Origin of the sequence: Collinsella sp. An2 (genome assembly GCF_002160065.1) — a bacterium.
Taxonomy (GTDB): domain Bacteria; phylum Actinomycetota; class Coriobacteriia; order Coriobacteriales; family Coriobacteriaceae; genus Limicola.
The window spans coordinates 134,141-145,013 of record NZ_NFJW01000005.1; the positions used below are offsets into that span (position 1 = coordinate 134,141).

Sequence of the window (10,873 nt, forward strand, 5' to 3'; positions counted from 1 at the left end):
TTGCCTCCGGCGTGCCACGCATCTCACCGACGCCAATAGGCGATGGCGATCTGCGTGCGGTTCTTAAGATGCAGCTTTGCCAAAATCGAGCTGATGTGGTTGCGAACCGTCCCCTCACCCAGGTAAGCCGTCCCGGCGATCTCGCGGTTGTCGAGTCCTTCGGCGATGAGCTCGGCAACCTCGCGTTCGCGCTCGGTCAGCGCAGCGAACGGGTCGCCTGCCGAGGAGGCGGGCTCGCCATCGACAGCGCGCCCGCCCGCGCCACCCTGCTGCGTGACGCGGGCAAGCACCTCGCCCTCAAGCACGCTCTGGCCCGCCATAACCGCCCGGAGCGCCGGAGCGATGGTGGCCACGTCCTGCTTGATGAGATATCCGCGGGCGCCGAGTGCGAGCGCACGGACGATGTACTCGTCGTCGGAGAACGTGGTCAGAAAGACGATCCGCGCCGTCGGGTCGCGCTCGATGATCTTTTGAGCTGCGGAAAGGCCGTCGCAGCCGGGCATCTGGATATCCATGAGCGTAACGTCGGGGCGCTCCTCGGAGGCGAGACGAACGGCGGCGTCTCCGTCGGTCCCGATGCCCACGACATCGATATCGGGCTCGGCGCCAAGGATGATGCCGAGCGAGTCGCAGATGAGGCGGTCGTCGTCCACGATGATCACGCGCATGAGAACTTCCCTTCTTGCGATGCCCGTCGAATGATAGAGAGAACCCGGGCCGTCCATGAGCCGCGCAGCTCATACCGAGCCCGGCCCCGCGCCACGTCCGGCGCCCTCGGACACCGCATCCGGCTTGGGAATGCTCGCGAACACACGCCACCCCGGACCACTCGGATCCGGGCCAGCCCGAAACGACCCGCCCAAGGCATGCACGCGCTCGGCCATGGAGGTGAGCCCAAAGCCGTGCCCGGTCCGAGGCGCGGCAGCCGCGGCCCCATCCCCCGCGCCACCGTCGTCCACGACGGTCAGCTGCCAAAACGCGGGATGCTCCACAAGTTGCACCTCGGCACGTGCACCGGAACCGGCATGATGAGCCACGTTGGAAAGCGCCTCGCGCGTCACAGCGGCAAGGCAGCTCGCGACCTCGGGCGGCGCGGCTTCCACATCGGACGTGCAGGTGGCGGGCACCGGCGCCTCCGCAACGATGCTCGCCACCTGAGCACCCACATCAATCCGGTCGTCGTGCAGGTCCCGCACGCTGGTGCGCACCGTACCGAGCGCCTCATCGAGCCCCTCGCCCAGCGCGGCAAACGCATCACGTGCCCGGTCGTCCTGCGCAAACACCACCTGATAGGCCCTGATCTGCAGCAGAGCGCGCGTCAGCAGATGCCCCACGTTGTCATGGATCTCGCGCGCGATGCGCGTGCGCTCCTCGAGCACAGCCACGCGCACGGCAAGCTCACGCTTATCAAGGAGGTCGCGATTCTGCGCCTCGAGCCTGAGCGACCTCTCACTCAGGCGATCGCGCTCCCGACGGTTGCGTTCGCGCTGGCGGCGCGTAGCCTCGGTGCGAACGGCCAGCAGGGCGGCGGCCGCGACCAGACACCCGATAAACGCGATGCCGAGCAGGTCGAGCGCGCCACGACGGATGCCGGCAAGCCAGACGACCACCGGGACCGCCAGCAGGATGCGGCGTCGCTGGCGGGCAAGGTCGTAGGTGCCAAGCGGCAAGGCCACCAGAGCCTCGGGAATCGCCAACGGAAGCGCGCTGCAGGCAAGCGGCAACACGACCGCAATCGCCGCTGCGCGCCGCGCCGCCCGGCCCGCCCCACCCGCAACGACGCCGTCCCCGCCTGTACCTTCAGAAGCAACCCCATCGGGCCCGAGCACCTCGACGGCGCACGCCATCGCGGCGCACAGACAGAGCGCCGCCACGCTCGCCGCCCGCGGGGCAAAGGCGATCGCGGCAGCAAGGCAGCACACAAGAAGCACCAGCTTGTCGGTCAGTCGTTCCATGGGGCCAGTCTACCGCACGGCCTGCGCCATCCACGGCACGATGCCAGCCGGCAGCGTCTGGCACGCCCAAAACGTGACAAATGTCACCCTTCTCCCCCGCATCTCCCATCCCCCGGAAGCGCTGCCGGCGAACCCTCTGGATACGCCCAGCCGTCTCGGGACGGCGCGTTCGGGCATCGTACAAGCACGCGGAACGCAGGGGCGGCACGCACGCTTTGGGAGAACAAGGACGCCGGGCCATGCACGGGTGCCCGCGGAGGGGTGCGCAACTCGTGACAAACCTCACTTCCGCCACGGGATGCCGAAGGCAATACTGCAAGCATCCACGATGCATGAGGAGGTCTCATGTCCACGCAACATCCCGTCAGCGACGCCTTGGTCGCCACCGGTCTCGTCGAGTCCGCCGCCGCCCCATCGGTGGCAGCCCCGGCCCCGCCCGCCGAGCCCGCGGACCGCGGCATCAACTCAACAGCAACCGAGGGCGCCGCCCCCATCATCGCTGTGCGCCAGCTCGTCAAGCGCTACGGCGACCTCACCGCCCTCGACCACTTCGACCTCACCGTCCACCGCGGCGAGATCTTTGGCCTGCTCGGTCCCAACGGCTGCGGCAAGACCACGGCCATCAACTGCATGCTTCAGCTCCTTGGCTACCAAAAGGGCACCATCGAGCTCTTTGGGGAGCGTATGACGCCCACCCGCTACGACCTCAAGCGACGCATCGGCATCGTGCCGCAGCAGGTCGCCGTCTTTGAAGAGCTCACGGTGACCGAGAACATCGACGCCTTCTGCTCGCTCTATGTATCCGACTGCCGCGCACGCCGCAAGCTTGTGGAGGACGCCATCGCCTTCACGGGGCTGGGAGACTTCCGGCGCTTCCGGCCGCGCAAGCTCTCGGGCGGCCTGCTCCGGCGCCTCAACATCGCCTGTGGCATCGCGCATCGACCCGAGCTCATCTTTTTTGACGAGCCCACCGTCGCTGTCGACCCGCAGAGCCGAAACGCCATCCTCGGAGGTATCCTGCACCTTGTAGACGAGGGCGCCACGGTGGTCTACACCAGCCACTATATGGAAGAAGTCGAGCAGATCTGCAGCCGTGTGATGATCATGGACCATGGCCGCACCGTGGCCGAGGGCACCGTCGGCGAGCTCAAAGCCATGATCGACATGGGCGAGAAGATCGTGGCCGAGGTGCCCGGCCTGTCCGCACGCGCACTCGAAGCGGTGCGTTACCTGCCGTGCGTGCTGCGGGCGAGCTACCGCGGCCGCGAGCTGCACGTGGCCTGCGCACAGGGGTCGAGCCATCTGGCCGAGGTTCTCGGCGTGCTCAACGATGCCGGCGCAGAGCCCGTACGTGTGTACTCTGAGCCGCCGACGCTCAACGACGTCTTCCTGGAAATCACCGGCAGCGACCTGCGCGACAGCGAGGGCGGCGGCGACCCCGACGCCTCGCGCAGCCGCAGCGGGCGGTGACCCGCCATGCTCGCACTCATCGCCCGTAACGTCCGCACGAGCCTTCGCAACACGAGCATCGTGATCTGGGCGTTTCTCTTCCCCCTCATCATGGCCACCATCTTCATGACGATGTTCTCGAACTTCTCAAGCTCGCAGTACGCAAGCGACATCCCGCTCGGCGTGGTGGCCGACGCCCGCTGGAACGCGGCTACAGGCCTGCGCGAGCTGGTCGAGGGCCTGGCCGGAGAAGGAGCGGCCGCCCACAGCTCGGAGGAGACGCGCGCCGTCGAAAGCGATGCCTCAGAGAAGGACAGTCCCCTCTTCGCCCTCACCCGCTACGCCACCGCCGACGACGCCCGAGCCGCCGTGCTCGCCGGCGACGTTGCGGCCTACCTCGCGGTTGACGCCGCGGGCAAGCCCGTACTCTACGTGTCCCCCGCCGACAGCGGCACTACCAGCCAGGCTATCATCCAGCTCGTGCTCGACCGCTACCTGCAAGGCGAGGAGCTCGCCGCCAACCTTGCCGAGCACGACCCGGCCGCTCTCGCCTCCTCCGAGTCGGCCGCGTCGTTTGCCCGGAACCTCGCCGACTCTCGCGCCGGCACGGTCGAGCTCGATATTCTTCGCGAGCCGCCGCAAGAGATGAGCCGCTATTACTACGCGCTGCTGGGATACTCGTGCATCATGTGCACCGATGTGGCCAAGACCCTCATCGAGCGCACACGATCCGGCGCCTCCGCCCTTGGCGACCGCTGCCAGGTGAGCGCCACCCCGCCGAGCCGACAACTGGTGGCGGCAATCGCCGCGAGCTGGCTCATCGTGATGGCAAGCATGCTCGTCACCATCGCCTTCCTGTGGCTCGTCGCCGGCGTCTCGTTTGGTGGGCGCGTATGGCTGACTCCGGTGGCCTGCGCGGCCTGCGCCCTCGTCTCGTGCGCCTTCGGAGCGTTCATCGGGTCGCTTCCCGGCGCCAACCCGCGCGTCAAAGACGCCCTCGTCACCATCTGCACACTTGCGCTCTCGCTCCCCGCCGGGCTCTTTGGCGAGCCGGCCGTGGAGCTCGGCAACTGGCTCACCCGCAACATGCCGCTTCTGCAGCTCATCAACCCGGCCACCCAGGCGACGGACGCCTTCTTTGCCTTGACCTTCTACGACTCCCTCGCGCCGTTTGGCCAGGCGCTCGCGGCGCTCGTGGGAATCGCCGCCGTGCTTGCCCTGGGCGCCGCGCTCTGCATGAGGAGGACCCGCCATGCCCATTGTTAGCATCGCCTGCCGGCTCGTGCGCGAGCATCGCGTACTTTTTGCCGTGTACGTTCTGCTGTTCTCAATCGTGGGCGCGCTTGCTGCGGGAAGCATAGGACCCGCCAGCGCCGAGGACTACGAGGCCGCCCGTCCCACGGCTGCGGTCGTGGACCGCGACGGCAGCACCGTCTCGCGCGCGCTCACGGCGTATCTTGAAAACACCTGCGAGCTCGTGGAGGTGGAGGACACCGCCCTTTCCCTGCAGGAATCCGCTGCCAACGACTACGCCAACTACGTGCTTGTCATCCCCGCGGGCTACGGCGACGCGCTGATGGCTGCCGCGCGAACAGACGCCGACGCGCCCGAGCTCGAGTGCATCGTGAGCTATCGAAACGCCTCCGGCGCCCTCGTCGACCAGCGGGTGCGTACCTGGACGCAGGAGCTCTACGCGCTTGCCGCCGCAAGCGACGCGCCCGCGAGCGAACTGGTGGGCCTGGTTGCCGACGCGCAGCTGACAGGTGTGGCCGTGCAGACCGCGCCCACCGCCGAAACCGGCATCCCCGTCTCTTACCTGGTGTACTGCCAGTTTGCGCTCTACGCCCTCTTCGGCGGCATCGCGGCAATCGTGGGTACGGGCCTCTTCAGCCTGCGGCTGCCCAGCATCCGACAACGCATCGGGGCGTCATGCGTGCCCCAGACGCGCTTCGACGCGCAGGTGGTGGGCGCCATCGCGCTGTGCGGACTCGCGGTGTGGGCCATCAACGCCGGTGCAGGGCTCGCACTCTACCACGCGGAGTTAGCCCCGGTGCCACCCGTCTTTGTTCTGCTTATGCTTGTGCTGCTGCTGGCGCTCACCCTGGTGGGCATGGCGTTCGGCTTTCTGGTGTGGCAGCTCAATGTGCGCCACGAGCTCATCCACGCCATCTGCAACATCGCGGCCATGGTCGTGGCGTTTTTGGGCGGCACGTGGGTCCCGCTCGACAACATGTCTGAAGCCGTGACGGCGGTGGCACGCTTTACGCCAGGATACTGGGCAGTGAGCGGCATGCAGGAACTCGTGCGGGCCACGAGCGTGTCCCCCGACCTGGTGCGCACGGTGCTGCTGGACGCCGGCATCGTGGCGCTCTTCGCTCTGGCCATCGCGACAGCGGGGCTCGCCGTGGGGCGGGCTCGAAGGGCCACACAGGCATGATGCAAGCGAACGGTGCCGGGCGTGCGCTCGCGATACGCCCGCGTGTTCCCCGTCTTGACCCTGCGAGGATAGGGTCGGTGAACCGGATGCCGCACGGCCTGCCGACCCGACGGACCAGATAACGCGTGATCGCATGATCGCTGGACCGGCAGGCCGGATGATGCACAGCTTGCTGGACCGCCACGCCGCCAGGTCCTATACTGGCGCCCATGAGTATCCCGGCTTCACATCACCGCACCCCGCGCGGACGTTTCGCCCCCTCCCCTTCCGGCCGCATGCATCTGGGCAACGTTTTTGCTTCGCTCGTTGCCTGGCTATCCGTGCGCAGCCAGGGAGGCTCGATCGTCATGCGCATCGAGGACCTCGATCCCCGAACTCAGAGCGGCCCTTGGACCGACCTGCTGCTGGACGACCTACACTGGCTTGGCCTGGAATGGGACGAAGGCCCCTACCGGCAGCGCGACCGCATGCCCCTCTATGAAGACGCTCTGGCTCACCTTGACCGGCAGGGCGTTCTCTACCCCTGCTTCTGTACGCGAGCAGAGCTGCACGCCGCAAGCGCGCCGCACGCAAGCGACGGAACACCTATCTATGCAGGCACCTGCCGCAACCTGTCCGCCCAGGACGTAGCGGAGCGATCCCACCTGCGTCCTGCCGCCCAACGCCTGCGCGTGCCCGAGCCCGATGCGCCGAACGGCACGATCTCGTTCGTCGACCGCGTCTATGGCCCTCAGCGCGAAATCCTCGCACGCGAATGCGGCGACTTCTTGGTACGCCGAAGCGACGGGGTCTTTGCCTATCAGCTCGCCGTTGTGGTCGACGACGCAGACATGGGCGTCACCGAAGTTGTCCGCGGATGTGACCTGCTGGGATCCGTTCCGCGCCAGATGTATCTGCAAGAGCTTCTGGGGCTTCCCCACCCCGCATACGCTCACGTACCCCTTTTGACCACGCCCGACGGGCGACGGCTCTCCAAACGCGACCGTGACCTCGACATGGAAGGGCTTCGCGAGCACTTCGGAACGCCCGAGCGTCTGCTGGGCTGGCTCGCCGGCACCACGGGCCTTGCGCCGGACACACGGCCGCGCAGCGCAGCCGATCTTGTCGAGCTCTTTGACTGGAATCTTGTGCGCACCCACCGCGACAACATCTGCATCGACCCCAGCGAACTCTACTGGCGCGCCTAGCGACGCCGGCGAAGCACTTCCGAGGACCTCGACAGTACCTTCGAGGCTCTTCCCCGTGAAATTGCGTACCCCGTTTTCGGGTTACGTACGTCTGGCGGAAGTTGCGTACGTCCAACGGCAGTTGCGTGTGCCTACCAGAAATTGCGGGCGCGATTCGGCCATTTCCGGCTTCAAAAAGAGGCGAATGTGGCCGAAATCCTCTATCAACTTTACAATCGCGCACGCAACTTGAAAACGGGGCACGTAACCTCAGCCTCGCAGTCCCTCAGCCCGTAGGCCCTCAAACCCCGTGTACGTCCTATGAGCCTCGACTTCGCGCTATAGCCCTCGGCTCCTACAGGCCTTAAGCAGCAAAGCCCGCATCCCTCCCCGGCCTAAACAGACGATATGAGAAAGCCATTGAAGGGAAAGCCTCCCCGCGGCATACCGGGTCGCGGGCTGGGCGGGAACAATGGCTGTGTATCGTCAACCTGCGGTACCCGCCGTACCGCACGTATGGGAGGAGGCTCCCCATGACCCGTGTTACCTCCATCGGGCTCGACGTACACGCCCGCTCCGTGTCGGCCTGCGCGTTCAACCTCTACACGGGCGAGGTGACGCAGAGGGCCTTCGGCACGGACGCCGAGGAGATGGCCTCCTGGATCAAAAATGCCCGCATCCCTTGGGGACACGGGCACTGTAATTCGGCTGGCGGAGAGCTGGGGATTCGAACCCCAGATTCCCTTGTGGGGAATACTCGCTTAGCAGGCGAGCACCTTCGGCCTCTCGGTCAGCTCTCCGTAGCAAGGTCATATATTACCGTACCAATGCGCCAAAGCACAAGGATGCTGCACAACTCTTTTAGAATCTTGGAGAATTGATTCCCCGCAACGCCCACGACCCTGGTCGAAAGACCCGGCCGGAAGGCGGCGTTCACCCCAAGTATCGGCTACGCACAGGCCCGCCCCGTCGGCGGTTCGACCCCGCCTGCACCACACATGCTCCAGGCGGTCCTAGGACATCATGGATCTGCTGATGACACCCAGCTCGTCGTTGCCCATGATGTGCCACATGCCGCGCACGCAGCGATTCGCCAAGTGAAGGAAGCTGTTGTCGGCAAGCAGCACCGCCGCGTCCGAAATCTGCCGCGCTACGGCCGGGTCGGGTGGAACCGGCAGGCCTTCGTCGTGCAGCGTCGCGGCGACCTCGTCCAGGTCGGGGCGGTCGGACCTGCCCATCTCGGCCATCAGCGGTCCCATCTCACTGCGCACGAGCTCACCCAGCCGGCCGTTCTCGGGAACCAAGCAATAGCACGCCAGAGCCGCCTCGCGATTCCCCAGGTTCCAAAACGCAAACGCGCCGCGGTAGTACAGGTATGCCAGCGACTCCCGCTCGAACGCCACGCGCACCCCATGGCGGACAACCTCTACAACCTCCTGGAAGCGCTCCAGACGCGCCAAAACGTTCACCATCATGAAGTGGGCCTGCATGGAGGTTGCAGCCATGTCCAGCAGCTTGCGCGCCTCGACAAGCGCACGGTCCAAATCGCCCGCGCGGAAGCACGCATCGCTCAACTCATATTGGGCGAAGAAGAGCGCGTCCGGCACGCGATGAATACGCACGGCGGGATCGTCGACAACGAGCGGCAAGACGATGCGTCCCAGATAGCTTTCGCAGAACTCGCTTCGCAGCGGCCGGTCGCTGAGCAGCTCGGCCGCGGCACACGACGCCTCGAGCTCCCCCACCAGGCCCACGAACCCCTCGACAGCCCGATCGCGGTCATAGGGCATCAGGTCGCGCAGCGCATGCAGGCGCGCCATGTACGGGTCGTCCGGCGCCTCCATGACCTCGAGCTCGGAGGCCTTGTCCGCCAGCAAGAGCCTCTGCAGCTTTGGGGGAAGCGTGCGATCGTCGTCGCGCGGAGCCACAAACAACTCCGGGGTCTGCACCACGGGCATCTCCGCCCGGGTTAGGTACACCTCAAGCGCTTTCCGAGCAGCGCCGCCCCGCAGCGGAGCTCCATCAAGCCGCTCGGCGAGCGGAACGAGCTCTGCGGTAAACGCCGTTCGATCGAACTGGAAGGCCCGCTGTGGAGACCTCGTTTGTCTGTCGAGACAGACGACCGTGCACGAACCCAGCATCAGGCTCGACGCAAATGCAGCCGCGGCAACAACCAGAACCATCCGGTCTGCATACTCCACCGCCACCGCAGCACGCTCGACGTCGTCCAACACGTGCCAAGCCCCCGCCGCCTGATCGTAGAGCCCCTGTGGCAGGGCATCGACATCGGGGGCAATGAACTCGACAGCAAAGCGCTTCTTAGCGGCGTCGCAACGGAAGTTGTATTCGAAGCGCACCGTGAAGTTGAGAGCCTCGCAACACGCTGCAAAGCGCGTGCGCATGTCCCAGTCTCCGCCCGGCACACACGAAACCGCGCCCGGACACGCCCACCCGTTGGGAGAGGTCGCATCGGCAAGCACCGACTTGACGCTGGATGTGACCGAGACAAACGAGCGCTGATCCAGCAGCGAGCATGCTTCTTCCGAAGGCGAGGCCGTCACGGCGCGCAGCCCGAAGCCCATGGCCACGAGCACCCGATACACCCGGTTGATCGCCGCCTCGACCGACAGCAGAAATCCTTGGTCGGCAGCGTCGACCTCATCGCGGTCGAACACCAGATAAAAGCCGTCCATACGGTCGATGCGCACCAGGGTGACTGGGCATTTTGCCACGATAGCGCGCAGGCGGTCGCAGTCGATTGCCCCCAGCACCCGCCGCGCAAAACGCTCGATGCCCGACGGATCTTGCTGCGCATCAATGCGGTACAGCATGGCCGCGATAGCATCGGGCAATGCGACCGACGTGAAATCGTGGAACAGCTGAACCTGACGTCCGAGCGGCCTGGGTGCCACGTCTACCGTGCTTGTCCCGACACGGCGCGGCCGAAGCGCGTTGTCCAGCACGCAGAAACGCAGGTATACCGAGGCCATGAACGGACGATACGTCAGGCTTCGCTGCGTGTTCCACGTTGCCACATCGGCCACCTCGCGCATGGTGCCCGAAAACGCCCCGCGATACCGCCCATGAGGCTGCAGATCGTCGCGGGAATCCTTCACGTACAGCGTTCCCGCGTGCCCGTTGGCGTCGGGCACCGCGACAACGTCTGGATTGCCGGCCGGAGCCAGCGTGATGGGATGGTCCACATGGAAGACGCCGCCGTGGTTATCCACGTACGCCAGTATGGAAACGGTCATCGCGGTCTCGAACCGCACGATATAGCAAGAGCCACGTTCGGGAATGGGGCATGCATCCCAAATAACGCCGTACTGCACCCCCTTCTGCTGGCCGGGAAGCACGGGAAGCTTCTTTCGGCCTGCAAGAAGCGGAAGCTTGAACGAATGATCGGACACGAATGCACCCCCTGGGTCATAACGGCGCTGCAGTGCCGCCTATTCCCATTGTGCCTGTTGCCGCCGGACCGGCATCAAACTATTCCGTCTGTGGGCAAATCGCTCGCCGAACGTATGGCGGCCTGTGCGAGGAGACGCAAGGACCCTCTGGCGGCACAGCTCGATGCGGTCGTAGGCGTGCGGGCATCTGGTGTCACGGTCAGTGCAGCCACCGCGGCCGACGCAGTCAGCGCCATAGCCGGCGTCATCACCGCAGCCACCACGGCCGACGCAGCAACCACGGCCGCCGCCGTAGCCACCGCAAACACCACGGCCAGCGCAACTGCCTGGTGACGCCATATGAGACGATATGAGAAAGCCATTGAGGGAAAGCCTCCCCGCGGCATACCGGGTCGCGGGCTGGGCGGGAACAATGGCTTTGTAATCGTCGCCTGCGGTGCCGCCGTACCGCACGTA

At 66.0% G+C, this 10,873-nt stretch carries 7 protein-coding genes and 1 tRNA gene; 4 read left to right on the top strand and 4 right to left on the bottom strand.

Going from position 1 to position 10,873, the window contains the following annotated elements; translation table 11 throughout:
• Positions 1-23 precede the first annotated feature (23 nt).
• Both B5F33_RS05095 and B5F33_RS05100 read right to left on the bottom strand, forming a co-directional pair.
• A complete protein-coding gene (locus tag B5F33_RS05095; RefSeq protein ID WP_087410712.1) occupies positions 24-668 on the bottom strand; it encodes a response regulator transcription factor in 645 nt (214 codons plus the stop codon).
• 69 nt (positions 669-737) lie between these two features.
• The gene (locus B5F33_RS05100) at positions 738-1,955 is read right to left on the bottom strand and encodes a histidine kinase (RefSeq protein WP_087410713.1); all 1,218 of its coding nucleotides are present in this window, start codon (positions 1,953-1,955) and stop codon (positions 738-740) included.
• A gap of 345 nt (positions 1,956-2,300) precedes the next feature.
• Here B5F33_RS05100 and B5F33_RS05105 point away from each other — a divergent pair, with 345 nt between their 5' ends.
• From B5F33_RS05105 to gluQRS, 4 genes are all read left to right on the top strand, one after another.
• Entirely contained in the window at positions 2,301-3,425 is a 1,125-nt protein-coding gene (locus B5F33_RS05105; RefSeq protein ID WP_087410714.1) for an ABC transporter ATP-binding protein, read from the top strand.
• Between the two features lie 6 nt (positions 3,426-3,431).
• Positions 3,432-4,670, top strand: a complete 1,239-nt coding sequence (locus tag B5F33_RS05110; protein ID WP_087410715.1) for an ABC transporter permease — start codon at positions 3,432-3,434, stop codon at positions 4,668-4,670.
• On the top strand, positions 4,657-5,841 hold the full coding sequence (locus B5F33_RS05115) for an ABC transporter permease (protein WP_087410716.1): 1,185 nt from the start codon (positions 4,657-4,659) through the stop codon (positions 5,839-5,841). The genes B5F33_RS05110 and B5F33_RS05115 overlap by 14 nt, the downstream gene beginning before the upstream one ends.
• A 209-nt stretch (positions 5,842-6,050) precedes the next feature.
• Entirely contained in the window at positions 6,051-7,028 is a 978-nt protein-coding gene (gene gluQRS, locus B5F33_RS05120; RefSeq protein ID WP_087410717.1) for a tRNA glutamyl-Q(34) synthetase GluQRS, read from the top strand.
• Between the two features lie 688 nt (positions 7,029-7,716).
• Here the strand turns inward: gluQRS and B5F33_RS05125 are convergent.
• Both B5F33_RS05125 and B5F33_RS05130 read right to left on the bottom strand, forming a co-directional pair.
• Positions 7,717-7,807: transfer RNA gene (locus tag B5F33_RS05125), tRNA-Ser, on the bottom strand.
• Between the two features lie 213 nt (positions 7,808-8,020).
• A complete protein-coding gene (locus tag B5F33_RS05130; RefSeq protein WP_087410718.1) occupies positions 8,021-10,417 on the bottom strand; it encodes a hypothetical protein in 2,397 nt (798 codons plus the stop codon).
• Positions 10,418-10,873: the final 456 nt, after the last annotated feature.

Bases quoted from the DNA above. Each gene is read 5' to 3' on its own strand.
- B5F33_RS05110 (WP_087410715.1), top strand. From the start codon at position 3,432: ATGCTCGCACTCATCGCCCGTAACGTCCGCACGAGCCTTCGCAACACG.
- B5F33_RS05100 (WP_087410713.1), bottom strand. From the start codon at position 1,955: ATGGAACGACTGACCGACAAGCTGGTGCTTCTTGTGTGCTGCCTTGCT.
- B5F33_RS05105 (WP_087410714.1), top strand. From the start codon at position 2,301: ATGTCCACGCAACATCCCGTCAGCGACGCCTTGGTCGCCACCGGTCTC.
- B5F33_RS05115 (WP_087410716.1), top strand. From the start codon at position 4,657: ATGCCCATTGTTAGCATCGCCTGCCGGCTCGTGCGCGAGCATCGCGTA.
- B5F33_RS05095 (WP_087410712.1), bottom strand. From the start codon at position 668: ATGCGCGTGATCATCGTGGACGACGACCGCCTCATCTGCGACTCGCTC.
- gluQRS (WP_087410717.1), top strand. From the start codon at position 6,051: ATGAGTATCCCGGCTTCACATCACCGCACCCCGCGCGGACGTTTCGCC.